At 62.8% G+C, this 26,481-nt stretch carries 23 protein-coding genes; 15 read left to right on the top strand and 8 right to left on the bottom strand.

All coding sequences use genetic code 11. From position 1 onward, the window contains the following. The first annotated feature begins 27 nt into the window (after nt 1–27). The 4 genes from HXS65_RS12145 to HXS65_RS12130 all read left to right on the top strand — a co-directional run bounded on the left by HXS65_RS12145 (nt 28) and on the right by HXS65_RS12130 (nt 4,725). A complete protein-coding gene (locus HXS65_RS12145; RefSeq protein ID WP_077376136.1) occupies nt 28–612 on the top strand; it encodes a sugar dehydrogenase complex small subunit in 585 nt (194 codons plus the stop codon). Nucleotides 613–721: 109 nt separating this feature from the next. After that, the gene (locus HXS65_RS12140) at nt 722–2,335 is read left to right on the top strand and encodes a GMC family oxidoreductase (RefSeq protein WP_077376139.1); all 1,614 of its coding nucleotides are present in this window, start codon (nt 722–724) and stop codon (nt 2,333–2,335) included. Between the two features lie 2 nt (nt 2,336–2,337). Next, nucleotides 2,338–3,879: a cytochrome c gene (locus tag HXS65_RS12135; protein ID WP_218015077.1), complete on the top strand. Its 1,542-nt coding sequence runs from the start codon at nt 2,338–2,340 to the stop codon at nt 3,877–3,879. Between the two features lie 306 nt (nt 3,880–4,185). After that, entirely contained in the window at nt 4,186–4,725 is a 540-nt protein-coding gene (locus HXS65_RS12130) for a hypothetical protein (protein ID WP_077376142.1), read from the top strand. A 146-nt stretch (nt 4,726–4,871) separates the two neighbouring features. Here the strand turns inward: HXS65_RS12130 and HXS65_RS12125 are convergent, their stop codons facing one another. From HXS65_RS12125 to rbsD, 8 genes are all read right to left on the bottom strand, one after another. Beyond that, nucleotides 4,872–5,906, bottom strand: coding sequence for a hypothetical protein (locus HXS65_RS12125; RefSeq protein WP_176493959.1), 1,035 nt, complete (start codon nt 5,904–5,906; stop codon nt 4,872–4,874). Between the two features lie 248 nt (nt 5,907–6,154). Beyond that, complete coding sequence (locus HXS65_RS12120; protein WP_084208616.1) at nt 6,155–7,360, bottom strand: dicarboxylate/amino acid:cation symporter; 1,206 nt, start codon at nt 7,358–7,360, stop codon at nt 6,155–6,157. Between the two features lie 226 nt (nt 7,361–7,586). Continuing rightward, nucleotides 7,587–8,807, bottom strand: coding sequence for an MFS transporter (locus tag HXS65_RS12115; protein ID WP_255304495.1), 1,221 nt, complete (start codon nt 8,805–8,807; stop codon nt 7,587–7,589). Between the two features lie 138 nt (nt 8,808–8,945). Further along, entirely contained in the window at nt 8,946–9,971 is a 1,026-nt protein-coding gene (locus HXS65_RS12110) for a LacI family DNA-binding transcriptional regulator (protein ID WP_176493957.1), read from the bottom strand. A 188-nt stretch (nt 9,972–10,159) separates the two neighbouring features. After that, the gene (gene rbsB / locus HXS65_RS12105; protein ID WP_084208618.1) at nt 10,160–11,053 is read right to left on the bottom strand and encodes a ribose ABC transporter substrate-binding protein RbsB; all 894 of its coding nucleotides are present in this window, start codon (nt 11,051–11,053) and stop codon (nt 10,160–10,162) included. A gap of 162 nt (nt 11,054–11,215) precedes the next feature. Next, on the bottom strand, nt 11,216–12,193 hold the full coding sequence (rbsC, locus tag HXS65_RS12100) for a ribose ABC transporter permease (RefSeq protein WP_084208619.1): 978 nt from the start codon (nt 12,191–12,193) through the stop codon (nt 11,216–11,218). After that, nucleotides 12,193–13,833, bottom strand: coding sequence for a sugar ABC transporter ATP-binding protein (locus HXS65_RS12095; RefSeq protein ID WP_255304494.1), 1,641 nt, complete (start codon nt 13,831–13,833; stop codon nt 12,193–12,195). The genes rbsC and HXS65_RS12095 overlap by 1 nt, the downstream gene beginning before the upstream one ends. After that, nucleotides 13,833–14,252 carry a D-ribose pyranase gene (gene rbsD, locus HXS65_RS12090; RefSeq protein WP_136937754.1) on the bottom strand — a complete coding sequence of 140 codons (420 nt, stop codon included), beginning with the start codon at nt 14,250–14,252 and terminating at the stop codon, nt 13,833–13,835. Before rbsD ends, HXS65_RS12095 begins: the two co-directional genes overlap by 1 nt. A gap of 339 nt (nt 14,253–14,591) precedes the next feature. Here rbsD and fliD point away from each other — a divergent pair, with 339 nt between their 5' ends. The 11 genes from fliD to HXS65_RS12035 all read left to right on the top strand — a co-directional run bounded on the left by fliD (nt 14,592) and on the right by HXS65_RS12035 (nt 26,417). Continuing rightward, nucleotides 14,592–16,028, top strand: a complete 1,437-nt coding sequence (gene fliD, locus HXS65_RS12085) for a flagellar filament capping protein FliD (protein WP_077376162.1) — start codon at nt 14,592–14,594, stop codon at nt 16,026–16,028. A 90-nt stretch (nt 16,029–16,118) separates the two neighbouring features. Then, entirely contained in the window at nt 16,119–16,520 is a 402-nt protein-coding gene (gene fliS, locus HXS65_RS12080; RefSeq protein ID WP_077376165.1) for a flagellar export chaperone FliS, read from the top strand. Further along, a complete protein-coding gene (locus tag HXS65_RS12075) occupies nt 16,517–16,867 on the top strand; it encodes a flagellar protein FliT (RefSeq protein WP_176493956.1) in 351 nt (116 codons plus the stop codon). The genes fliS and HXS65_RS12075 overlap by 4 nt, the downstream gene beginning before the upstream one ends. A 108-nt stretch (nt 16,868–16,975) precedes the next feature. After that, a complete protein-coding gene (locus HXS65_RS12070; RefSeq protein ID WP_176493955.1) occupies nt 16,976–18,535 on the top strand; it encodes a hypothetical protein in 1,560 nt (519 codons plus the stop codon). A gap of 783 nt (nt 18,536–19,318) precedes the next feature. Beyond that, nucleotides 19,319–19,651 carry a flagellar transcriptional regulator FlhD gene (gene flhD / locus HXS65_RS12065; protein WP_077376174.1) on the top strand — a complete coding sequence of 111 codons (333 nt, stop codon included), beginning with the start codon at nt 19,319–19,321 and terminating at the stop codon, nt 19,649–19,651. After that, on the top strand, nt 19,648–20,211 hold the full coding sequence (gene flhC / locus HXS65_RS12060) for a flagellar transcriptional regulator FlhC (protein WP_136937757.1): 564 nt from the start codon (nt 19,648–19,650) through the stop codon (nt 20,209–20,211). Before flhD ends, flhC begins: the two co-directional genes overlap by 4 nt. A 234-nt stretch (nt 20,212–20,445) precedes the next feature. Continuing rightward, nucleotides 20,446–21,315 (top strand): flagellar motor stator protein MotA, encoded by an 870-nt coding sequence (motA, locus tag HXS65_RS12055; protein ID WP_136937758.1) that lies wholly within the window; start codon nt 20,446–20,448, stop codon nt 21,313–21,315. 53 nt (nt 21,316–21,368) lie between these two features. After that, a complete protein-coding gene (motB, locus tag HXS65_RS12050) occupies nt 21,369–22,310 on the top strand; it encodes a flagellar motor protein MotB (RefSeq protein WP_077376183.1) in 942 nt (313 codons plus the stop codon). A 123-nt stretch (nt 22,311–22,433) separates the two neighbouring features. After that, nucleotides 22,434–23,747 carry a flagellar biosynthesis protein FlhB gene (gene flhB / locus HXS65_RS12045; RefSeq protein ID WP_176493954.1) on the top strand — a complete coding sequence of 438 codons (1,314 nt, stop codon included), beginning with the start codon at nt 22,434–22,436 and terminating at the stop codon, nt 23,745–23,747. Further along, complete coding sequence (flhA, locus tag HXS65_RS12040) at nt 23,744–25,840, top strand: flagellar biosynthesis protein FlhA (RefSeq protein WP_077376204.1); 2,097 nt, start codon at nt 23,744–23,746, stop codon at nt 25,838–25,840. Before flhB ends, flhA begins: the two co-directional genes overlap by 4 nt. A 70-nt stretch (nt 25,841–25,910) precedes the next feature. Beyond that, complete coding sequence (locus HXS65_RS12035) at nt 25,911–26,417, top strand: flagellar protein FlhE (protein WP_176493953.1); 507 nt, start codon at nt 25,911–25,913, stop codon at nt 26,415–26,417. The last annotated feature ends 64 nt before the right edge of the window (nt 26,418–26,481 follow it).

The raw sequence follows: 26,481 nt of genomic DNA, 5'->3' as shown, positions 1-26,481 counted from the left end.
TGTTCCCATGATTGCCCGGAGAGCCCCATGACGACTTCGCCTGAGACCGATGCCTTGCCTGATTCGACTCATGACATCGCACGCGTCGATGCTTCCCGGCGTCGCCTGCTCAAGCGTGGTCTGCTCGGGGTCGGTGCCGCGACACTGACCAGCCTGCCATTGTCGGCGCTGGCGCAAACGGTCACCAGCAGTGCCCGGGAGACGGATGAGGATGGCGCCTTTGCCGCCTTCATGTCCCTCTCGGCATGGCTCTTGAGTGACAGAGTCCTCAATGAGCGCCTCGGGCAGCGGTTCTTCGAGGCACTGGCGCGTACGCCCGTCGATGGCGTGCCGGGCCTTGGCACGCTGGTGGACCTGAGAGATCGTCTCCTGGCCCTGGGGGAGCAGCGTGAATATCTGCGCGAGGATGACGTGAGCGAAGCCGAGATGGCACTGGTGCGCCGCGTGCTGCAGGCCTGGATGCTGGGGACGGTGGGGCAATCTGCCACCGACCCGCAGGCCGAGGTGATCGCCTTTGAACATGCCGGCATGTATGCAGGTCCCCGCGATGTCCAGGTCGTGCGGACCTATTGCCCGAATCGTCCCGGTTTCTGGGCCGAGCGTCCTGCTTGAACCCACTCGTTCATCTGCCAGCATCGCCATGAGAGCGGGCGGCAACGAATGCCCTGACGACATCGCAGTCCCGCTGCGGTGACGCAAAGCACCTTGAGGAGAACCCCGCATGGCTGAGGAAGCTCGTACGTATGACGCTGACGTGATCGTGGTGGGCTCCGGCGTTGCCGGTGCCCTGATCGCGCATCGTCTGGCCGAAGCCGGCAAGGCGGTCATCATGCTGGAAGCCGGCCCGCGCCTGGAGCGCTGGCAGATCGTGGAGCGCTTTCGCAATCAGGCCGACAAGATGGACTTCATGGGGCCGTATCCCGCCAGCAAGGCGGCACCGCATCCCATGCTGCACGGCGACAATGCCGACTATCTCGTCCAGAAGGGTGAGCAGCCCTATGACGCGCAGTATATCCGCGCCGTCGGCGGTACCACCTGGCATTGGGCGGCCTCGGCCTGGCGCTTCCTGCCCAGCGATTTCCGTCTCAAGAGCGAATATGGAGTAGGTCTCGACTGGCCGATCGCCTATGAGGACCTGGAAGACTACTACTTTCGGGCCGAGGTGGCGCTGGGTGTCTGGGGGCCGAATGATGTCGATCTCGGCAGCCCGCGCAGCGCCGAGTATCCGATGGCGCCTCTGCCGCTGTCGTGGAACGAACGGCGGGTCAGCGAGCGCATCAATCCCCACGGTTTTGACATGGTCACCGAGCCGGTGGCGCGCAACAGCCGCCCCTACGATGACCGCCCGACCTGCTGCGGCAACAACAACTGCATGCCGATCTGCCCGATCGGGGCGATGTACTCCGGCATCATTCACGTCGAGAAGGCGGAGCGCGCCGGTGCCCGACTGATCGACAATGCCATCGTCCATCATCTGGAAAGCGATGCCAGCGGCAAGATCCGCGAAGTGCGCTATCTCGACCCGCAAGGCAAGCAGCACCGACTGAGCGCTCCCAAGGTGGTGCTGGCGGCCAATGGCATCGAGACGCCCAAGCTGATGCAGATGTCGGTGAATGCGCATACCCCCGACGGTGTGGGCAATCAGAACGACATGGTCGGCCGGCATCTGATGGATCACCCGGGTACCGGTGTGAGCTTTCTGGCCGATGAGGCACTGTGGGCCGGCCGTGGCCCCCAGGAGATGACGTCCATCATCACCTGGCGTGACGGGGATTTCCGCCGTGAATTCGCCTCCAAGAAGCTGCACCTTTCCAACATCGCCCGGACTCAGCAGATGACCACCGAGGTGCTGGCGGAGACACCCCTGAGGCTGGGCGCGGACCTGCAGGCGCAGATCGACAATCGTGCCAGCCGTTATGTGCAGTTCGACAGCTTCCATGAGCTGCTGCCCGAGCCAGCCAATCGCATCACGCCGTCAAAAAAACGTGACGCACTTGGTCTGCCGCGCCCGGAATTCCGTTATGCTATCGATGATTACGTCAAGCGCAGCGCCGTGCATACGCGGGAGCAATATGCACGCATCGCCAAGCTGATGGGAGGCACGGACATCGCGTTCCGTGATGAGTTCTCCAACAACCAGCATATCTGCGGTACGACCCTGATGGGAGATGACCCGACGCAATCCGTGGTGGACCGCGATTGCCGAGTGCATGGCCACGACAATCTGTTCGTCGCCAGCTCCGGTAGCATGCCGACTGTCGGCTCGGTCAACTGCACTCTGACGATTGCCGCCTTGTCTCTTCGTATTGCCGATCTGCTCGAACAGGAAATATAAGCATGGTCCCGCACGCCCGTACTGCTGGCATTCGTGATGCCATTGATGAGAATGCCCGAGGTGCCCGCCTCACGGCCCGTCCCGCGCGTCTGGCCCGTGCAATTCGTCTTGCTGCCATTGCCGGTTCCAGTGCGCTGTTGCTCAGCGCCTGTGGCAGTGGTGAAGATGAGCACGCCAGGCAGGTGGAGGCCGACAAGGCCGCCACCAATGATCCGGCGTTGATCGAGAAGGGCCTGTACATGGCACGCGCCAGTGATTGCGCTGCCTGTCATAGTACGCAAGATGGTGAAGAGTACGCCGGCGGTCTCGGTTTCGAGACGCCGGTCGGCAAGATCTTCGCCACCAACATCACCCCGGACACCGAACACGGCATCGGCAACTACACCCTCGAGGAGTACACCCGTGTACTGCGCGAAGGTGAGGCGGCCGATGGCCACAATCTCTATCCGGCGATGCCGTTCCCGTCCTATGCACGTCTGACCGATGACGACATCAAGTCACTCTATGCCTGGAACATGCATGACGTGACGCCGAGCGCCACGCCGAACCGTGAGAGCGAGATTCCGTTCCCGCTCAACATGCGTTGGCCGATGGCACTGTGGGAAGAGATCTTCTCGCCGCTGGAGCCCTGGCAGGATGACCCCGAGAAGAGCGCCGACTGGAACCGTGGCGCCTATCTCGTCCAGGGGCCGGGACACTGTGGCAGCTGCCACACCGAGCGTGGCATCGCCTTCCAGGAGAAGGCGCTGACAGGCGATGAGGACGGCTATCTCGGTGGTGCGATGATCGAAGGCTGGCGCGCCTTCAACCTGACGCCGGACATGCAGGATGGTCTGGGCAGCTGGAGTGAGCAGGATATCCAGACCTACCTCGCCACCGGCAATCTCAAGGGCAAGGCGCAGGCCGGCGGCCCGATGGCGGATGTCGTCACGCACTCCATGCGTCACATGAGCGAAGATGATCTGCGTGCCATTGCCGTCTATCTGAAGTCCATCCCGGCCGTGAATGGCAAGGGTGAGCAGGGCGAGGCGATCAATGATGGCGATCGCCAGGCGGAAGCCGAGCAGGCCAGCGAGCCTCAGGTCGCCACGCGGTTCAATCAGGGGGCGCCGGCTGACGATGTCCTGTTGCTGCGCGGTCAGCCACTCGACAAGCGCCCGGATGACGAAGCGCTGATCGGTCAGCTGACGGATGCCACCCCGGGTGTGCGCCTGTATCTGGGCCACTGTGCCATGTGTCACGGGGCGGATGGCGCCGGCACCCAGGATGGTTACTACCCGTCGCTGTTCCACAACAGCGTGACCGGCAGTGTCTATCCGGACAACCTGGCGCAGGCGATTCTCAATGGCGTGCAGCGCGAGAACAATGGTCACAGCGTCTTCATGCCGGCCTTTGATGACAACCTGACCGACGGCGAGCTGATCAACCTGATGGACTACCTGGAGAATCGCTTCGGGGAAGGTCACCAGAGTGCCTCTCTCGCGGCGCCTGATGCGCGTCGCCAGCAGTTGGCGGACAAGCTGGAAGAATGGCGCAAGCACTGAGGCGCCCTTGATCGCCCCCTCTTGCGTGAATGTGAACGTGACGTGAGAAGGGGGCAGGAATTGCCTGGCCAGTCGACGTGGCATGCGTGAAGACCGCCACGACGACTGGCCGATAGGCTCACCCGGCGCCAGAGACAACCAGTGCTGGCGCTATGGTGAGGATGGGGTAAAATTGCGCCAGGCAGGACACCGACATCACATTCATCCCGCTCGGTTGCGCTCAAATGCAGCACAAACTGAAGAACTGCGGTAGAATGTGCGCCCAGACTTTAGCTCTTTATCAATTATTCGAGGCAACATAGCAGTATGACCGACGCTACTCTTGACGATCAGCTTGCATCCCTGTTTCAGGAGCAGGACACCAAGCAGGACCAGAACGCCCGCATCAAGGAGCTGGAGCGTCAGCTGCGTGAAGCCAGCAAGGAAGCCGACAAGCTCCGCAATGCCCGTGACAAGGCAAAGAAGGAAGTCGAGGACCTGCGTGCTCGCAACGAGCGTCTGAGCGAGAAGGCAGCAGCCTCTGACAAGCACCGCAAGCAGGTCGAACACGAGTTCAACCAAAAGCTGGTGCAGTACAAGGCGCGTCTGGCCCGTGAACAGGCCATCGCCCAGTCCCGCATGATGCCGATGGCAGCCGCTGAAGAGCAGGCGGAGTCCGAGGACACCGCAGACGCGGCTTCCCTGGAAGACCTGGGTCTGAACGCTGCAGCTATCCGCGCGCTGACCGAAGCCGGCTACGATGACGTCGCCAAGGTCCGCAAGGCCCACGCTGACGGCGTGATCGCTGAGGTCAAGGGTATCGGTCCCAAGGCTCAGTCCCAGATCGCGGAAGCGCTGGACGCCTGATCGTCGCTGATGAATGAAAAAACCCGCCAATTGGCGGGTTTTTTCGTGTCTGGCTGACGCGCCTGGCATTTGACGGTCCGAGGCGGCCTGGGGGTCAAGACGGCCTGGGATCAGGACGACTCACGACTGTCACTCACGACTGTCACTCACGGTTGGAGTTCGGGCCAGCTGACCTTGGTCTGCTGCTCGCCCAGCCAGTCATTGAGCGCCTGACGCATGTCACTGACGGCAAGCGCATTGCCATTCAGCGCATGTACCACCTGGGGCAGGCTTGGCGCTTTACCGGCCTGGGCCGGCCACTCCTGCTTGAGCATGAAGGCCGCCTTCGTCGGGTCTTCCTGATGCAGGGTGCGTTGTGCCGCGGCGTGGGCCTGGCCCAGCTGTTGAAGCTCGGCATCGAGAGCGTCATCGGCGATGTCGGCGCGGCTGACCAGCAGCATGCGCGGAAGATCCAGCATGTTGGCGCGCGGCAGCCAGTCCTTGGAGAGCGGGTGCAGGGCCACCAGACGGGAGGCGTCATCGCCACCCAGGAAGGCGGCATGCATCTTGCGACTGTTGATCAGCGCCTTGGGCGCATCGCCGGCGTACTCATCACCTTCCAGCGCTTCCAGCGAGCGCGGGCTCACCAGCTGCATGCTGGAACCGACCTTGACCTCGATCCACTGCTTGAGCGCCAGATGCGAGCGCGCATCACTGTCGCTGATCACCACCCGCACTGCACGCGTGGTGTCATTCAGGAAGCGGATCAGCATTTCCTGCGGCTCGAACAGCTTGGTATAGCGGATCAGCTCATCGCGTGCGACCAGGCTGACATCATCCAGGTCCGCGCCATCCAGTACCCGCAGCGGCACGCCGCTCTCGGCCAGTGCCTTGAGGTTCCAGGGCGTCAGGTAGGCGGCGTCCAGCGTGCCATCACGCAGCCCCTTCATCACCTCATCCGCACTGGCGAATTGCGTCAGGGTCAGCGGCTCGCGCAATGAGTCCTCGAGGGTACCTTCGGCTTCCAGCACGACGGCAGGGGTGGCGCTGACACCGGCGTCGGCAGGCATGCCGATCTCCAGGGCACTGGCCTTTTGCGCCAGCATCAAGCTGCCACCGGCGAGGCACCAGGCCGCCAGTGTGCGTCGCAGGGGCAGGCGTTGGGCACGCGAGGTGAGGGGGAAAGAGTCAAGCAGGGACATCTGGCACTCCGGCAACGGTAACAGAGAGGCGGTAACTCACCGCCATGACAGCGCTCACGCGTGGGCGCTCATGGTAGCCGTTCGCGGGCATGGTGTCAGGCGCGGCGCGGCGTCATGCCTCACCTTGAGCATGTGGAAGCCTTGCACACGAAAATGCCCCGCCACTTCTCGAGTGGCGGGGCATTTTCGTGTGCAGCGGTTGTCCCGAGCGCCCTGGAGATCAGTCCGTGACGCTCGGGTGGCCTGCTTCAGGAGCGTGAACGCGCTGCCTGCTCATCAAGCGCTCGGGCATCGCTGTCCGCGACGACGCCATCTCGGCGGGCGAAGTGGTCAACCCACAGCGCGATCACGCCGTCGCCGGTGACATTGGTGGCGGTGCCGAAGCTGTCCTGTGCCAGATACAGCGCGATCATCAGGCCAAGTTCCGCCTCGCCGAAGCCGAGCATGCTGCCGAGTACGCCCAGTGCGGCCATCACGGCGCCGCCCGGCGCACCGGGCGCGGCGATCATGGTCAGGCCCAGCATGATCAGGAAGGGGACGACTTCGCCGAGACTGGCGATGGCCAGGTCATGGCTCATCATCATCACGGCGGTAGCGCAGGTCACGATGGTGATGGTGGAGCCTGACAGATGGATGGTGGCACACAGCGGCACGCTGAAATCCGCCACTTCATCGCTGACCCCGTTGGCCTTGGTCTGACGCAGGCTGACCGGAATGGTCGCGGCGGAGGACATGGTGCCCAGCGCCGTCAGATAGGCGGGCAGCATGTTGCGCAGGAGTCCCAGCGGCGAGCGACGCTGGACGAGCCCGGTGATCAGATAGGCCGTGCTCAACCAGATCCAGTGCATCACGATGGCCAGCACCAGCACCTTCCAGAAGGTATCCAGAGTCGACAGCGCCTTGCCCTCATAGGCCATCTCGGCAAAGGTACCGGCGATGAACAGCGGCAGCAGCGGGATGATGACGCTGTTGAGGAACACGTCGACCACTTCACGTGATTCAAATACCGCGCTTTTCAGGGTCGGAAGCTCGCGACGACTGATGACGACACCGAAGACGAAGGCCAGTACCAGCGCCGTCATCACCGGCAACGCGGCCGGAATTTCGAGATCGAGGAAGGGGGCCAGTGCGTCGCGGCCTTCGGCCACGGGCGCCATGCCGGACAGCATGCCCGGCAGCAGATTGCTGGCGACCAGGAAGGCGAAGATGCCAGCGAGAATGGTGGAGCCATAGGCCATGCCGACGGTGCGTCCGAGCATGGCGCCTGAATTCTTCGGCAGAGAGGCGATGCCACTCATCACGTAGAACAGGATGATCAGCGGGATGGTGAAGTTGATCAGCTGGCCGATGATGACCTTGGCGGTCAGCGCCGCGCGGACCACGATATCCGGGGCCATCAGACCGATCAGAAGACCGGCGATGATGCCGAGGACAAGTTTGACGATGAGCTTCATGTGGATCTCGAGAGTTTGACGGGTTCTTGCCCTGAGTACAGGCCGTGAATCGCGTACCATCTCGCTGGTCGGCGGACTGCAGGTCGTCGCAGTCAGGCCACGCACCGAAATGGCGCGCAGAGTGTACCTGAATCGACTACCTGAATCATGGCGTCATTTGCCGCAGTCCGTGAGTGATGGCGGCATTCGCTGTCGTCGGGGCCCATGGACCTCTTGAGAGGGACGTTCAGGCCTTGTGGGAGGGCGCCGCTGGCCGGCGCTGTCTGAGCAGGTGATGCACGAGCGCCAGCGCCCCGAGCGTCAGCCCGAACACTGCCATGCCCTGCCAGCCGAAGAGGCTCATCATCTTGACCCCGACGGCCGAGCCCAGGCCGGCACCGGTGTAATAGCACAGCATGTAGACGGCATTCATGCGGCTCTGCGCCTCGGGGTCGATGGAGAAGACGCGTACCTGATTGGGAATCTGGGCGGCGAAGACCCCGAGATCCAGCAGGATGATGCCGATGATCAGCCCCGTCAGGCTGTCTCCCCAGAGGCCGAGTACCGCGAAGGCGGCCACCACCATCGTGAGCGCGAGGCTGATCAAGGGGCCTGCGCCGACGCGATTGACCAGACGTCCCGACGCCTTGGCTCCGATGATCCCCGCCAGTCCGATGATGCCGAACAGTCCGGCTTGCTGAACGCTGTAATCAAAGGGCGTGTCGGTGACATGAAGTGCCAGTGTCGCCCACATGGCGTTGAAGGCCGCGAACCACAGTGCGCCGGTGAGCGCGGATTCGCGCAGCAGCGCATGGCGTTTCAGCAGCGTGAACATCGAGGCGATGAGCCTGGGATAGGCCATCTGCACCGCAGGGGCACGACTCGGCAGCTGACGATACAGTGACATACCGATGACGATGGCGAGGATGGCGGCGACCAGAAAGACGCTGCGCCAGCCCCAGTACTCGGCGATGCTGCCGCTCAGGGTGCGCGAGAGCAGGATGCCGATGGTCAGCCCTGTCATCAGCGTGCCGATCACCTTGCCGCGCCTCTGCGGTGTGGAGAGTGACGCGGCAAGCGGGATCAGCTGCTGGGTGATGTTGGCGCCCAGACCGACCACGAAACTCGCCACCAGCAATGGCCAGAGACTCGGGGCAAGAAAGACGCCCAGCGAGGCCACGGCCAGGGTGATGGACAGATTGCGGATCAACAGGCGTCTGTCCATGGTGTCGCCCAGCGGCGAGATCAGCAGGATCGCCACGGCATAACCGAACTGCGTGGCCGAGGGAATCATGCCGATGGTGCCCTGACTGACGCCGAGTGAGGCTGCCATGTCGGCCAGCAGCGGCTGGTTGTAATACAGGTTGGCTGCCGTGGCGGCCACGGCAATCGCCATCAGCAACAGCAGGCCGCGACTGATGGGGGAGGACTCGGGGGTCTCCGTGGTCGTCTCGTCTTGATGGCTCACCGAAAGGCTCCTCTTGCGCATTGTGCTGATGTGCGGATCTGACGCGCTGATCTGGCGTCGATCAAGGTGGCCTACGGTATGTCGCCATCACCTATAAGAGAAATGTTGATAATGGATATCTTTGATGCCGAGCTGTTATCAGCGCGAGCCTGATGAGGCCCGGTCTACCCTCGAGACACTCTCGCGCACGACCAGCGTGGGGGCAAGCTGGGTCTGGCCCGGGAAGGGGGAACCCTCCAGGCGGGCGATGAGCTGTTCCACTGCCGTGGTGCCGAGATCGTAGATCGGCTGGCGGATGGTGGTGAGTGCCGGGTTGAGGTAGGCGCTGATCTCGATGTCGTCGTAGCCGATGATCGACAGCTCGCGTGGGACCTCGAGGCCAAGATCCTGCGCGGCGCGCAGACAGCCCAGCGCCAGCAGGTCATTGAAGGCGAAGATGGCGTCCGGACGATCCCCGGGGTCCGCCAGCAGCAGGTGAGCGGCGCGATGGCCATCTTCCAGCATCAGGTCGGTGGCGACCTGCCAGTCCTCCGGTACGCCCAGGCCGGCGGCCTTGAGCGCCCCGAGTGCTCCGCACAGGCGCTCCCGCGAGCGGGCGTGATCGCGTGGGCCGGTCAGCAGCGCGATGCGCTCGAGTCCGCGGGATATCAGATGTTCGATGGCAAGCCTGCCCCCCAGGCGCGAGTCGTCGTTGACCACCGTCATGTCCCAGCCCGGCTGGGGTTCGGCGTCCATCATCACCGTCGGCAGCGGCAGGGCGCTGAGAGCCTGCAGAAAGCCCGCGCCGTTCTCGGCGGTCATCACCACCAGCCCATCGATGCGGCGATCGCGCAGTGTCTCGAGATAGCTGAGCTGCTTGGCATCGATATCATCGCTGTTGCACAGGATCAGGCTGTAGCCTGCCTGATAGCAGCGGTCCTCGACTCCACGGATCACCTCGGCGAAGAACGGGTTGTGCGCGCTGGTGACGATCATCCCCAGCGTGCGGCTGCGATTGGATTTCAGCGCACGTGCCACGCTGTCCGGCCGATAGCCGAGTGCCGCGATGGCCTCGCGCACCCGCGCTTCGGTGTCCCTGGCGACGGGCCGAGTGGCATTCACCACATGTGAGACGGTGGTGACGGAAACGCCTGCCCGTGCCGCCACATCCTTGAGTCGAATCACGCTGCCTGTCCCCTGTCCCTGGTGGAATGATGCGTCTGTTCTGACGCCTGTCGTCACGTCTGTCGTGGTGAGTGTCGTCACGTCTGTCGATGTGAATGTCGTGGCGTGTCGGTGGCGCCGGTGGAGAGCGGTGACGAAAACGCCGGCACGAGGCCGGCGTCTTGGTGTCACGTCTCGCGGGCTCGCGCTTACTCGGTGATCAGCTTGAGCGGCACGTCGGTGGTCTTGTCGACATCCTCGCCCTTGAGCAGCTTGTCGGCGACTTCCACGCCGAGACTGCCGATCAGTGAGGGTTGCTGCGCGATGGTCGCGTCCATCTTGCCGGCCTGAACCGCCTTGATGCCTTCATCGGTGCCGTCGAAACCGACCAGCAGGATGTCCTTGCCGGCCGCCTGCAGCGCGCGCTGTGCGCCGAGGGCCATTTCATCGTTCTGCGCGAAGACGGCATTCACCTCAGGATGCGCCTGGAGCAGATTCTCCATCACGTTGAGGCCCTGGGTGCGATTGAAGTTGGCCGGCTGGCTGGCGATCAGGCTGATGTCCGAGTGACCCTCGATGGCCTTGAGGAAGCCTTCCCCACGGTCACGTGTCGCGGAGGCACCGGCCACGCCCTCAAGCTGGACGACCTTGCCTTCTCCGCCGAGTTTCTCGGCGATGAAGCTGCCGGCCAGTTCGCCACCCGCGACGTTGTCGGAGGCCACGTGGGCGGCGATCCGGCCGCCGTTGGCGCTACGATCCAGCGTCACCACCGGCACGTTGCGCGCATTGGCGGTACGCACGCTGGAGACGACGGCGTCGGAGTCGGTCGGGTTGACCAGCAGCAGGTCCACGCCACGTGACAGGGCGTCTTCCACGTTGGACAGCTCACGTGCGGCGTCATTGCTGGAATCCAGCACGATCAGCTCATGGCCGAGCTCCGCCGCCTTGTCCTTGGCACCCTGCTGCAGGCTGACGAAGAACGGGTTGTTGAGTGTGGACACGACCAGCGCGATCTTGTCCGCCATGGCGGATTGCACCGGCATCATGCTCAGACCGGCGGCGGTGATGGCGGTGGTCAGCGAGGAAACGAGCAGTTTTTTCATGGCGTGGTTCCTTTCATTGTTGTCGACGCCATCGTCTGGCGTCTTCGTTGTCGGCGACCCTGGCGATGCATGACCCCGTGGTTGGCGCACGGGATCGAGGGTCTTCGATGCTGCCGGGAATGAAATCGCAAGCGTCTTTCGCGCGCGTTCGAGCGTGGGGGACTATTTCTGGGCGCGGCTGTCGATCAGTACCGCGAGCAGGATGACGGCGCCCTTGGCGATCATCTGGAAGTAGCTTGAGACCCCCATGATGTTCAGCGCGTTGTTCAAGACCCCGATCACCAGTGCGCCGATCAAGGTGCCGAATATGCGGCCTCGACCACCCATCAGGCTGGTGCCCCCGATGACGACGGCCGCGATGGCGTCGAGTTCGTATCCGGTGCCGGCATTCGGCTGTGCCGAACCCAGACGGGCGGCCAGGATGGCACCCGCCAGTGCCGCGAAGGCACCCGCGATGGCGTAGACGCTGATCTTGATGCGATTGACGTTGATGCCGGACAGGCGCGCCACCTTCTCGCCACCGCCGACCGCATAGACGTGACGGCCGAAGCGGGTGTGATGCAGCACGCCCCAGCACAGCACATAGACGAAGAACATCATGTAGATGGGAATCGGGACGCCCATCCAGTAGCCGCCGCCCAGGTTCCAGAAGCTGTCGGCGGCTTCACTGACGCCGATGGAGACCGGGCGACCATCGGTATAGACCAGCGTCGCGCCGCGCAGTACCGTCATCGCCACCAGGGTGACGATGAAGGCCTGGATGCGTCCGAAGGCGACGAACAGACCCGAGACTGCGCCCAGTGCGGCACCGGCGATGATGGTGCCGGGCACGCTCAGCCACGGTGACAGGCCGGCGGCGGTCATCGAGGCGGCGAAGGCGCCGGTCAGTGCCAGTACCGCACCCACTGACAAGTCGATACCGGCGGTGAGAATGACGAAGGTCACGCCCATGGCGATGATGGCGTTGATGCTGGTCTGGCGCAGCACGTTGAGCAGGTTGTCGGCAGACAGGAAGTTGTCGGACAGGCCGGCGCTGACGGCGATCAACAGTGCCAGCGCGATCAGTGCCTTGTTGTCGACCAGCAGGCGCATGATGTCGAGTCGACGGTCGCCGGCGGCGGAGGAAGTGGGAGTGGACATCAGTTCGGCATCTCGTGGCGGGAATCAGAAGACGTGTGTGGAGGGGTCGCCCGGGCGGCGCCAGTGCTGGCACTCAGCGGGCTCTCGAGACCGGAGGCGGCTGTCATGATCGCTTCCTGGGTGGCGTTCTCGCGGCTGAATTCACCGGAAATCCGGCCATCGGCCACCACGAGAATGCGATCTGCCAGACCCAGCAGCTCGGGCATCTCGGAGGAGATCAGCAGGATGCACTTGCCCTGACGCTTGAGCTCGTTGATCAGCAGGTAGATCTCGCGCTTGGCACCGACATCGACACCGCGGGTCGGCTCATCGAGAATCACCAGCTCCGGTGCCGGCATCAGTGCCTTGGCCAGCGACACCTTCTGCTGATTGCCACCGGACAGCGTATCGACCGCCTGGGCGGTATCGCTGATCTTGATCTGCATGCTCTTGACGAATTGCTCGACCGCGGCGGCTTCCTCGCCGTGACGAATGCGCCCCAGCGCACCGCAGAAGTTCGGCAGGGCACTGAGAGACATGTTGCTGGCCACCGAGTGCGCCAGAATAAGTCCTGACTGCTTGCGATCTTCCGGTACATAGACCAGGCCTGCCGCCAGTGCCGCGGCCGGCGAGGGGAACTGCCCGGACTGTCCGTTGAAGGTCACGCTTCCCGCCGCGATGCGGGTATCACCGCACAGCGCGCGCGCAAGCTCGGTGCGTCCTGCGCCCATCAGGCCGCCGAAGCCGAGCACCTCACCGCGGCGCGCCGAGAAGCTGATGCCATTGACGCCCGGCGCGTGAAGCTCCTTCACCTCCAGCATCACCTCGCCATCAGGGCTGGCGGGCGTATAGGGATAGCGCTCGGCCAGTTCACGGCCGACCATCAGGCGAATCAAGCCATCCTCATCCAGTTCCGCCGTCGGCCCCTGGTGGATCATCTGGCCATCACGCAGCACGGCGACTTCATCGCACATGCTGAAGATCTCGTTGAGACGATGGGTGATCAGCACCAGTGAGCGTCCCTCACCGCGCAGCTCCGCGACCACCTCGGCCAGAATGTCCGTCTCGATGTCCGTCAGGGCATCGGTGGGCTCATCCATGATGATGATCTCGGCGTCAAGCGACAGGGCGCGCGCGATCTCCACCATCTGCTGCTGACCGATGCTCAGTTCACTGACGGCGGTGCGTGAATCCAGCGTCTGGCGCAGGCGATCCAGCAGTTGGCGGGCATCGGCATGCAGGCGCTTCCAGTCGACGGTGCCAAGCGCAGTGCGTGGTTCACGCCCGAGGAAGATGTTCTCGCCGGCGGACAGGCCCGGCACCAGATTGAGTTCCTGGTGGATGATGGCGATGCGACTGTCCATGGCCTGGCGTGGGGTGGTGAAGATGACTTCCTCATCGCGGAGCCACAGGGTGCCGGCGTCATAGCGATACACGCCGGAGAGAATCTTCATCAGCGTCGACTTGCCTGCGCCGTTCTCGCCAGCCAGCGCATGCACGCGGCCGGCGCGCAGCGTCAGGTCGACGCCCTTGAGCACGCTGACCCCGGAGAAGCCCTTGTCGATGCCGCGCAATGCCATCAGCACGCGCGGGGCAGCGTCCTCATTGACCTTGGGCGCTTGCGGGGTCGGATGCGTGACATCTTGCGTCTGCATGCCCATCAAAAGGGAACTCCGCAATGCAGGATCAGATTGGCGTAGGGCGTGCACTCACCGGTGCGCACGATCACGCTGGCCTTGGGGAGTTCGGCCTTGAAGGCCTCGTGCTCGATCACATGGCGCTCAAGCGGCTTGGCGTCACGCTGCTCCAGTGAGGCCAGGCGGGTCGAGAGCGCGTCGTGAAGCTCCGGGCTCTTGAGCGCCAGCTCGCTGGCATGGGTCACGGCTTCGATGCACAGCTCTGCAAGCAGGGCGTCGAGCACCGGCAGCATGGCCGGCAGCCCGGGAATGACCGCCAGATCCACACAGGGGATATCGGCGGGAATCGGCAGGCCGGCATCGGCGATCACCAGGGTCTGGGTATGGCCGAGGCGAGCGATGTGCCCGCTGAGCGGCGCGTTGAGTAGGCCTTGTCGTTTCACGTCTCAGTCCTTGAATGAGGCAGGGGCGAGTCGATCCAGTCATTTACCTGACGGGTTCACCATGGGCGACAGTATGACGCGCAAACGTTTGCGGCGCGGTAGGCGAAACGTCGTAGCCCCTGTAGAGCGACTACTTTTTTGTAGTGGACGGCGCAGAAGGCGAGCGAGCGGGGGCGAGAATCGGTGATGAAGAAATGACGCCACAAGACTCAAGTGATTGCTGATGTGGCCGATAAATGCAGCAACCAGGACACAAATGCGTGTGGTATGCGTGCTTTTTCGCCCGATGGCGCTGCGAACGGCATGCCAGAATATCGCTAATGCTCAAGGGGAAGGCTTATGGCGACGATTTCATCGCTGGGGATAGGGTCGGGGCTTGACCTCAATGGCCTGCTGAGTGACCTGGAGAGCGCCGAGCGCCAGAAGCTCACGCCGATTGCCAACAAGCAGGCCAGCTACGAGGCGGAGCTGTCGGCCTGGGGGACGATCCAGAGTCGTCTGGAGTCGCTGGACACGGCGGCAGCGTCCCTGGCTGATCCCGATATCTATGCCGGCATGACGACCACCGCCAGTGGCAGTGGCGTCAGTGCCAGCGCCACCAATATCGCGGAGCCGGGCAGCTATTCGGTCTCGGTCTCCCAGCTGGCGCAGGCGCAGAGCCTGGCGACCGGGGGGCAGACCCATCGCGATGAGGCCATCGGGAGCGGGACGGCCACCACGCTGACGCTCTCGCTTGGAAGTCTCGGCAGCGACGATGGCTATGTGGCGGACGCCGAGCGCACCGCCGAGATCGTGATCGACTCCAGCAACAACAGCCTGGAAGGCATCCGGGATGCCATCAATGCGGCAGGGCTTGAGGTCAGCGCCTCCATCGTCAACGACGGCTCTGACTCGCCGTATCGTCTGGTGCTGACCTCCCGGGAGACCGGCAAGGACTCCGTCATCAGCCTGTCGACCAGCGGTGAAGAGCCGGCGCTGGAGGACCTGCTTGGCTTCGACCCCGCCGCGCCATCCGCGAGTCAGGTCGAGCAGGTGGTGGAGCCGCTGGATGCCAGCTTCAGTGTCAATGGCATCGCCATGCACAGCACCTCCAATGAGATCGACGATGCCGTGGATGGCCTCAGCCTCGTCTTGAGCGACGTGACCACGACACCGAGCACGGTGACGGTGGCCGAGAACCCGGACAAGGCGAGTTCGGCATTGCAGGCCTTCGTCACCGCTTACAACGAATTGCAGAAGACCATCGACAACTACACCGCCTTCAATGCCGATGAAGGCACGGCGGGCGAGTTGCTGGGCGATTCGACGCTGCGAACCATCGAGAGCCGGCTCACCTCGGCGCTGAATTTCACCAGTGAGGGGGACTTCTATGCGCTGTCCTCGCTGGGAGTCACTCGCACGGACGATGGCAAGCTTGAGTTCGACAGCGCCATGGTCGATGAGGCGGATGCCACGCAGCTGGCCGCCATGTCCGGCTTCTTCATCTCGGACAGCGAAGCGGGAAGCGTGGGCTTCGCAAGTCAGATGGCTGGCCTGCTGGATCAGGTGGTCGGCGATGACGGTACCCTCGAGAACACGACCGAAAGCATCGAAAGCTCGCTGGAAAGTCTCGAGAGTCAGTACGAGCAGACCGAGACCACCATTGACGCCACCATCGAGCGCTACCGGGAACAGTTCACGGCGCTGGACATTCTGGTCGCCAATCTGACCTCGACCAGCGATTACCTGACGGGACAGCTGGAAACTCTGGAAAACAGCTGGAACCTGACCGACTAGCCGGCCAGGTGATCAAACGCCGCCATCCTACATCTGACATCAGGCTGTTGAAGGCCTTGAATACGCTATGAACAAAGGAAGACAAACGTCATGAGTCGCTATCGTGGGGCCAATGCCTACGCCCGTGTCGGCGTGGAATCCGGAGTCCTGTCTGCCAGTCCCCACCAGCTGATCGTGATGCTGTTCGAGGGAGCTGATCGCACCTTGGCCGCGGCCCGTCTGCAGATGGAGGCAGGCGATATCGTGGCCAAGGGACAATCTCTGACCAAGGCCATCAACATCATCACCGATGGGCTGCGTGCCTGTCTGGATCACGAGCAGGGGGCGGACGTCGCCGCCAACCTGGATCGGATGTATGACTACATTGCCCGCTTGCTGCTCCAGGCCAATCTGTCCAACAGTGTGGAGAAGCTGGATGAAGCGCGCCGCCTGCTCAGCGAGCTGGGCGAGGCCTGGCGTCAGATCGCGGCTCACGACAAGGGACAGTCATGATCATGGAAATCGATACGCCATCAGTGGATGAAGCGTCCGCTCTATGCGATGCGCTCTTCACTCAGATGTCCAACATGCTGGTGGCAGCGCGCGCAGGAGACTGGCCGGGTGTCATACAGGGTCAGACGCGCTATATCGAGCAGATGCAATCGCTGCGCATGCCGGATTCCGGCAGCGCGGAGGCTCGTGAGTATCTTGAGCGTCAGCTGAAGGGACTGACGGGCATGGAGGCGGAGCTGACGACGCTGCTCAATGCGCGCAAGGCGCAGTTGCAGGAAGTGCTTGGCGATGTGGGGACTCGGCGCAAGCTGGCGCGCAGTTACGGACATCGCCAGCATCTCAGTTGAGTCGGTTCGGGCCGGATGAGGCCATTTGCAATGCCGAGCGTCATCATGGCCAGCCTGTCCAGCTCTGAGCGCCGCGCATGACACCACTACACCAGGGGAGGCGCTGAGATGACGGGCATCACTCCCTTGATCGATGGGTTGCTCCACCAGGTGCTGGGCCGCACGGCCCAGCCACCCCCGGCGGCGGATTCGGGGACTGTCTTTCCGATAACGCGCACGCCAGGCCTTGCCAGTGGGGCTCAGCCCGACACCAACGCATCCCGTCGTTCGCCGGGTCTTGAGTCGCCGGCGGCCGCCGTGCAGCTAACGGATCGTGCCCATCTGATCTCTGATCTACTCGAGGCGTTGAGTCGCCTGCCTGCCGATACGTCTTCCGCTGCCAGCGGTATCAAGATGCCGGCAGGGATCTCTCTGCAGGAGTGGCTCGCGAGTGGCCGCCCATTGCCGGGGCTTGCCTACGAGATCGCCACGGCCACCCCGCACCTTCCTCTGGCTGCGGCATTGCGCCAGCAGATCAGTCAGAGCGGTCTCTTCTATGAGGCTGACCTGCTGGACTGGTATCAAGGACGGACCCCGCTTGCCGACCTCAGTGCTCATCCCCAGACCTCGACGGCCCGTCTGGATGCCTTGCTTGCCTGGCGTCAGGCGCTGCTGCTGACCCAGGCACGCTATCTGCCGGTCTCGGAGTCTCGGGTGTCGCCGCCGTGGGTGTCGACACGTCCGGATTCGGGGGTGGCGATACCCACGGCGCTGATGGCATACCCGGCACTTGCCTCGCGCAGGGAGCCTGCGACTCGCGAGTCACAGGCGGTGAGCGCCTACCGTGAGGGGATGCAGCACGCCAGCTCTGCGATCGCCACAGATGTCGATGAGTGGGAGGGCGCTGACCCAGGCGTGCTTCAGCAGCAATTGCGTCTGGTGCTGGGGCAACCTCTCAACTGGCAGGGGCTGCTGTTGCCTGGATTGCATGCCTTCTTCAGCCTCTACTTTCCGCCGACTCCGCGACCGCGAGACATGCGGTCACGCAAGCAGGGGCCCCGAGAGGTCTTGCCTGTTGCCGGTGTGACGGCGTTGGCGGGGCAGGCGGACAGTGAAGAGGAGGCCGTGTCCCAGTGGCGGGTCGTCATGACCTTCACGGCCGAGCAGGGAGCCGTGCTGGAGGCCACGCTTCTGTGGTATCAACTCGCATCGCCAGTGGCGCTTGTCGTGATATTGGAGTCACGGCATGCCGTTGCGCGGGATGCACTGCTCGAGAGCCTGCCTCAGGCATTGCACGCCCTTGCCCCTCGCGTTCACGTACGCCGCCCTGGTGAGGCAATGGGACCGCCGCGATACGCTGATGGCCCGGCAATGTTCGAGACCGCCAGTGGCAGCGAAGACGGGGTTGCCGACGTCGATATCCGCTCTCAGCCCCAAGAGCCCGCAGAGCGAGCATTCCCCTGCGGTCTGGCAAAATCCCTGGGCACGCGTCTTCAGCAGCACGCCATTGAAGTGGGGCTTCCCGTCCATGCCTCGCCAGAGCTGGTGGCGCTGCTTGCGCAGGGATTGCCTGCGCGTCGCACCATCCCCCAGGCGCTGTTTCAGTGCATCGTCGAGATTGCCCTCCTCTGGTCACACCAGGGGACGAGTGGTAAAGGGCCCAGGGCGGATGGGCGAGAAGCCCCCTGAGATCGTACGCAGGTCTTGGCGTGCATGGCATGCCGGTGGCTGCGCAGGACACCGGGATTCCTGAAATAACCGTGGGCAAGAACGCCTTTATAATTAGAATATTATAATTGTTTAAGTTTGATGCAGGGTAGGGCGTTATCGACGGTAACCCATTGTTGATCTGGATCAATAAATGCACTGTGAATCGTCTCGACGGACTCGTCATCGTCCCAATGCCTGTTCAGCCGCCTGATCCGAGATATGCGGATTGTCGGGCAGCCGCATCCTGCCCTGATCAAGCGTCATGTCAGGCCAGGAAGAGGGTGTGGGGTGATTGGCGCTATCCGACAATCCCGGTAATGCGATGGCAGGTCTATATGGCGCGTCATTTCATCAATCTGCAATACAAGGTTTGTTCAACCTTGCTCTCATGTTGTGACAGTGCAAGAGGGTAGTCTGCTCTTTTTGGGATTAAGTTTCTCATCCATATGTTGCAGAATATTTTTATGGCGTATTTTTCGCAATATTTTGCAGGAGTTGCCTGCTTTTCGTGGTTTTTTGAGCTGTTTCTTCCTATCGATCACAGCGTTTGAAAAGGGTTGTTCAGGATAACGCTGGTTTGATCGCGATACTGGTATTAGAATCGCCAGTACATGAGGTGTTACTCAGGTAATGATTTTCATGTCCCGCAGAAACGACATACCAGAAATGTAGGGTCACTACATCTAAATCATAAGGTCTGGCGATGGATCAGCCGTTTTCTTGTGTTGATCTCGATAAGATCAGGCTATTCAGGGAACCTTTATGTCTTCACTTCTCAACGATATCCAGAGTGTCAATCTCTCCTATCTTCTTCTCGTGCAGCGTTTGCTGGCCGAAGATGTCGATATGGCAAGGGTACGTCTTGGCCTCAGTCAGGAAATGGCAGATATATTGTCCGGGATGAGTGTCAGTCAGCTGGTATCGCTGTCTTCCTGCAATCAGTTGTTGTGTGAGTTGGCCCTGGATGATGCGGCTCAGCTCAAGGGAGTGCTTCAGGGGGGGCGCGACCAGGATTTCGGTGCCATGCACACGGCCATGTTGTTGAATGCACGTCAGGCGGGCTCGGTCACCCGCCTGGGCGGTGCTGGACAATGAGTCAGAAGAGTCTGGTGGATGAATTGCAGCAGCTGCAGCTGGCGGTCGAATTGATCGAGCTGGGGGCTCGTCTGCAGGTGCTCGAGACAGAGACGGAAATCAGTCGTGCGCGTCTGGTGAAGCTGTACAAGGAGGTGCGCGGCGTCTCCCCGCCCAAGGGCATGCTGCCGTTTTCCACGGATTGGTTCATGACCTGGCAGCCCAACCTGCACGCGTCCCTCTTCCATGGCTTCTATCGTCGCCTGCGCTCCCAGGGCGTGCCGCGCATGGATGCCTTCGTCAAGGCGTATCGCTTCTACCTCGAGCACGTGGGGGAGGAGGAGCCGGTACTGGCGCTGACCCGCGCCTGGACACTGGTGCGCTTCTTCGAGAGTGAACTGCTGGACCTGGCGACCTGCCAGACCTGTACCGGCCACTTCGTGATTCATGCCCATACCCCCTCGCATGATTACGTGTGCGGTATCTGCCAGCCGCCTTCCCGTGCCGGGAAGACAGCAGCGCGTCGCAAGGCTCGGGAGCAGGACATGCAGCGCGAGGCACTCGCGGTCAAGCTCGGCTGATGCGCCTCTTGGTCCCTTTAGTGTCACGATAGAAAGGCTCGCCTCCCGGTGAGCCTTTTTTGTTGCCCTGAGTGCGGCAGCGACACGTCTCTGGTTGTGGGCGCTCTCACGTCTTGTGCCTGCAACGGCCGGCAAGGCAATGCGTGAACGTTTTCCCACATGACCCTCAAGACCTCCCGCGTGCGGCCGATAACCGTTGAGACGTGAGGTCGATCGCATGCCAAGGGGGTGGTTGTGTTGCTTTTCATAGGTTATCTGGTGGTGATCGGGTCGACCCTGGGTGGGTATCTGATGGTGGGGGGGCATCTGGCGGTGCTGATGCAGCCTGCTGAGCTGTTGATCATCTTCGGCTCGGCGATAGGTGCCTTCCTGGCGGGCAACAATGGCAAGGCCATCAAGGCGACCGGCAAGGCGTTCTCCAGACTCAAGCGAACGCGGGGTTACAACAAGTCGTTGTACATGGAGGTCATCAGCCTGCTGTATCTGCTGCTTTCCAAGTCGCGCCAGCAGGGCATGCTGGCCATCGAGCAGGATATCGACAATCCCCAGGAGAGTGCGCTGTTCGCGGAGTATCCGCGCGTGCTGTCGGACCCGATTCTGATGAACTTCATCACGGATTATCTGCGCTTGATGGTCAGCGGCAACATGGACCCCTTCGAGCTGGAATCCCTGATGGAGCATGAGATCGAGACCTTCAAGCACGAGACCGAGATCCCGGTCCATTCGTTGTCTGCGGTGGCGGACGGACTGCCTGCCTTCGGGATCGTGGCTGCCGTCATGGGGGTCGTGCATGCGCTGGCCTCCGCGGATCAGGGCGCTGCTCAGCTTGGCGTCCTGATCGCCAATGCCATGGTCGGCACCTTCCTGGGGATTCTGCTGGCCTATGGGTTCGTGACGCCGGTGGCCAACAAGATCCAGCACGAAGTGCATGAGGCCGTGAAGATGATGCAGTGCATCCGCGTCATCCTGATGGCCTCGCTCAATGGCTATGCGCCGCAGATTTCCGTCGAGTTCGGCCGCAAGGCGCTGTTCACCGCCGAACGCCCCAGCTTCAATGAGCTGGAAGAGCATGTTCGCGACATCAAGAACAAGGGAGCCGGCTGACATGAGCGCAAGCATCCTGACGACGGGGACGCCGAGACACGGGGAGGCGGCGCATGAGTGAGACGCGCAGACCGATCGTCATCAAGCGACCCAAGATCGTGAAGGGCCATCACGGTGGCGGCTGGAAGATTGCCTACGCCGACTTCATGACGGCGATGATGGCCTTCTTCCTGGTGATGTGGGTGATTTCCAATGCCTCTGATGAGGACCTCAGGGAAATCTCCGACTATTTCGGTGCGCCGCTGGAAATCTCGCTGCTGGGCGGTGATCGCAACTCCGCCTCCAGCAGTGCCATTCCCGGTGGGGGATTCATGGCCGAGGAAGTCCAGGGGGAGAAGGGCGCGGATGTCTCGCGCATGCAGCGTCAGGCACTGGCGGAAGAGGCGCGTTTCGCGGATATCCGTGACGAGATCGACAGCATCATGTCGCAGCAGATGCGTGAAGACCCATCGCTTGCTGAGCTGCGCGAGCAGCTGCAGATCGAGCTGACCGCGGAAGGCCTGCGTATCCAGATCACGGACAGTGATCAGCATCCGATGTTTGCCCTTGGCAGCAAGCAGCCCTCGGCACAGCTTTCCCAACTGCTGTCCCTGCTGGCGCCGATTCTGGCGCGCCTGCCCAATCACCTGAGCATCACCGGACACACCGACAATCGTCCCTTTGTCGGTGAGGGAGGCTATGGCAACTGGGAGCTGTCCACTGATCGTGCCAATGTCGCGCGCCGAGTGCTGGTCGCGCATGGGCTGGCGGTCGATCGCATCGTGCGTGTCGTCGGAATGGGGTCACGCATCAGTCTGGACAGCCAGGACCCGCAGGCCGCCGTGAACCGACGCATCAGCCTGATGGTGCTCAGTCACACCGCCTATCGCGAAATCACTGACAGCAACGGGGTCAATCCGCGCCCGGCAGAGAACATCGACAGCCTCAGGGCGCGCCTCGAACAGCTGGCAAGTCCCGGCGAGATTCGTGATGCCCGGACTGGGGTTGAGAGCTAGAGGATATCGACACGAGTCCGAGTCGATTTTCGGCGTTATTCCGCGCTTTGATCCTGACGTCGGGAGGCACAATGGCGGGCATGATTCCCGGGCATTGGTCGCCTGACGGCAGTGGAGCGGCAGGTGTCTGACGAGCAGAGCAGTGACGACAAGACGGAAGAGGCGACACCTCACCGTCTGCAGAAGGCCCGCGAGGAAGGGCAGGTGCCACGCTCGCGCGAGCTGGCGACCTTCCTGTTGCTGGGCGGTGGCGCCGGCGCGTTGTGGCTGTATGCCGGTGTGCTGGGCGATACCCTGGAGCGCATCCTGGGCCAGGCTTTCGGTTTCGATCGCACGCTGGCACTGGATAGTCGCGTCATGCTCGCCAATGCCTTGATGCTGGGGCAGGAGGCGTTGATCGCCCTGTTGCCGCTGTTTGCGTTGCTGGTCGTGCTGGCGCTTGTCGGGCCTATTCTGCTGGGCGGCTGGATGTTCTCCACCAAGTCGCTGGCTCCCTCGCTTGGCAAACTCAACCCGATCAAGGGCATCGGGCGGATGTTCTCGAGTCAGGCCCTGGCCGAACTGGCCAAGTCGATCGCCAAGTCGCTGCTGGTCGGTGGGGTGGTGGTGCTGTATCTGCATGCGCAGCGCCAGGAGTTGATGGCCTTGATGCTGATGCCGCTGGACAACGCGCTGGCGGATGCCTTGACGCTCGTGGCGCGATGCACGGCGCTGGCGGTCGTGATGCTGATCGTGCCGACCCTGATGGACGTCCCCTATCAGCTATGGAGCCATGCCAAGAAGCTGCGCATGAGTCTCGAAGAGATCAAGCGTGAGCACAAGGAGACGGATGGCGACCCTCAGGTCAAGGCGCGCATTCGTCAGCAGCAGCAGGCAATGGCGCGGGCACGCATGATGACGGAGGTGCCGCGAGCGGACGTCATCGTCACCAATCCGACCCATTTCGCGGTGGCGTTGGTCTATCGCGAGTCGGACATGCGCGCGCCACGCGTGGTGGCCAAGGGACGTGATCAGGTAGCGCTGCGCATTCGCGAGCTCGGGGAGGCGCATGCCGTGCCGGTCCTGAATGCTCCGCCATTGGCGCGTGCCCTGCATGCCCACGTCGAGCTCGAGCAGGAAATCCCCCTTGCCCTCTATCAGGTGATCGCCGAGGTGCTCGCCTGGGCCATGCGCTTGAAGCGCGCCCGAGACCACGGGGGGCTTCGGCCGCGTGATCCCGAGGGTCTCGAGGTGCCGCAGGACCTGCAGGTTCCGCCGGAGGCGCAAGCTCACACGGGGAGCGCTGACGAATCCCCGAACGCTGACGCCGGTGGCATCGACGCCGGTGATACGGATGCCGGCGAAGACGATTCCGTCAGCACGCCGCCAGCGACACCATCCTCTTCCAGGCCGCGCGATCCGCGTGCGTCTTCACCGCCAGACGAGCCGTTTGCATGAATGCTCTCTTGTCATTGCTGGATCGCATGGGTCTCGGCACGCCAGGTCAGATGAAGGTGCTGGCGGGGCCCATGCTGATCATGATGATCCTCTCGATGATGGTGCTGCCGCTGGCGCCCTTCATTCTGGATCTGCTGTTCACCTTCAATATCGCGCTGTCGATCATGATCCTGATGGTCAGCATGTTCGCTCAGAAGCCGCTGGATTTCTCGGCATTTCCCGCCGTGCTGCTGTTCTCGACCCTGTTGCGGCTCTCGCTCAACGTGGCCTCGACTCGCGTCGTGCTGCTTGAGGGACACAACGGCGGAGACGCCGCCGGCAAGGTCATCGAAGCATTCGGACAGTTCCTGGTCGGTGGCAACTTTGCCGTGGGGCTGGTGGTGTTCTCGATTCTGGTAATCATCAACTTCATGGTCATCACCAAGGGCGCGGGGCGTATCGCCGAGGTCGGCGCGCGCTTCACGCTGGATGCGATGCCCGGCAAGCAGATGGCGATCGATGCCGATCTCAATGCCGGCCTCATCGGTGAGGACCAGGCGCGTGAGCGGCGTCGCGAAGTGGCCGAGGAATCCGACTTCTTCGGCTCGATGGACGGCGCGAGCAAGTTCGTGCGCGGTGATGCCGTGGCGGGGCTCGTGATCATGGTGGTCAACATCATCGGTGGGTTGATCATCGGTGTCGGCCAGCATGGGCTGAGCATGGATGAGGCAGCCCGCACCTACACGCTGCTGACCATCGGTGATGGTCTGGTGGCCCAGATTCCCTCGCTGGTGATCTCCACCGCGGCCGGGGTCATGGTCTCGCGGGTCAACACCAATGAGGATGTTGGCCAGCAGATGATCGGCCAGCTGTTCATGAGTTCTCAGGTACTGTGGCTGGCAGCCGGTGTGATGGGGCTGTTGGGGCTGGTACCTGGCATGCCCAATCTGGTGTTCATCTTCTTCACCGTGATGCTGGGAGCGCTGGCCTGGTGGGCCGGGCGCCGTGAACGCCAGGAAGGCGAGGCATCAGCGCAGGAGCAGGCGCCTGCGCCAGCCGCGGCGGTTCAGGAGGTCAGTGAGGCCAGCTGGGATGATGTGCGACTGGTGGAGCCGCTGGCGATGGAAGTCGGCCATCGGCTGATCGCCATGGTGGATGTGCGCCAGGGCGGTGAGCTGCTGTCGCGCATCAAGGGAGTGCGTCGCAAGTACGCCCAGGATATCGGTTTCCTGCCGCCGGTGGTGCATATTCGCGACAACCTCGAACTTGGGCCGAATCACTATGTCATCAGCCTCAAGGGCGCCGAGGTCGGGCGGGGCGAGGCGTATCCGGGGCGTTGGCTGGCGATCAATCCCGGCAAGGTCTCGGGCAAGTTGCCGGGCGTGGCCACCACCGAGCCGGCCTTCGGGTTGGCAGCGGTCTGGATCGAGCCGGACACCCGAGAGCAGGCCCAGGTCTACGGCTATACCGTGGTGGATACCGCCACGGTGATCACCACGCACCTCAATCATCTGATGTCACGCCATGCCTCGCAGTTGCTGGGCCGCAGTGAAGTCAGCAAGTTGCTGGAAAAACTTGGGCCGCAGGACGGGGGGCTGGTGGAGGAAGTCGTGCCGGCGCTGGTCAGCCAGGGCACCTTGCAGCGCATTCTGCACACCCTGCTCGATGAGGAGGTGTCCATTCGCGATCTGCGCAGCATTCTGGAGGCACTGGCCGAGCACGCACCCCGCACCCAGGACCCGGCAGAGCTGACGGCCATGGTGCGGGTGGCGCTGGGACGTGCGATTACCCAGTACTGGTTCGGCGCGGAACGCGTGCTGCGGGTGATCGGTCTCGAGGCTCAGCTGGAACAGGTATTGATGCAGGCGCTGGGCAACGGCAACGCCCTGGAGCCCGGACTTGCCGATACGCTGATGCAACATGCCGAGAGTGCCGTGACGGCTCAGGATGCGCAGGGAGATCCCTGCGTGCTGGTGGTGGGGCATTCCCTGCGCCCGCTGCTCTCGCGGTTCCTGCGTCGACGTTTCAAGCATCTGGCAGTGCTGTCTCAGGCGGAAATCCCCGACGACAGAGAGTTGCGCGTCACGCGGATGATCGGCGGGCGTGCCGCCTGAAGGGAGTCAGGTGGGCGGCGCTCGTCTGCAAGGCCCCATCAATGAATGAGTCATCGTCAAGGAGTCAGACGTGTTTCACCCTTTTTCTTTCCTGCTTCGCCCAGACACGGAATCGGCGACGTGGCGGCCGGGCCGGCGGGTGCCGATGGTGATGGCCGCAGCGGTGCTGCTGGGGGCGTTCGGCGCTGTGCCATCGGTACAGGCGGGTAGTGCCGCCGTCATGATGAGCGTGGAGTCAGTGACCATTCGTGAACGGGGCGAATGGTATACCCGCAAGTTGGCAATCGGCCCTGCGGTACGTGATTCGGGGCTGATGGCGCCTGAAAGGACGCGTATCGGGGCGATCCACTGGCGCTACCATCTGCCCTCGGCGCCCGGGGAATGGCAGGTCATGCTGTGTCAGGCATCGCATTGCGCGCTGCTGGACGCGCGACGTGGAAAACTGACATTGCCGGAGATCATTCTCGCCACGGCGCCGTTCTCTCTGCGGGTCTACCGCAACGGTCGTGGAGTGCTGGCGCCCGCGGCGCAGCTGGAAGACATCCAGCTGGTGCTGGAGGTGGAGAGTCTGGGCTGAGCGTTCACGCCCTGCGCCCGTGCGTGGTAGCCAACCACGGCAGGCATCCGCCAGTCATGCAGGC

This window comes from Cobetia sp. 5-25-4-2, assembly GCF_013374075.1.
Classification (GTDB): Bacteria; Pseudomonadota; Gammaproteobacteria; order Pseudomonadales; family Halomonadaceae; genus Cobetia; species Cobetia marina.
The sequence above is the reverse complement of the archived record's forward strand: the minus strand, read 5'-3'. Positions and strand labels throughout refer to the sequence as shown.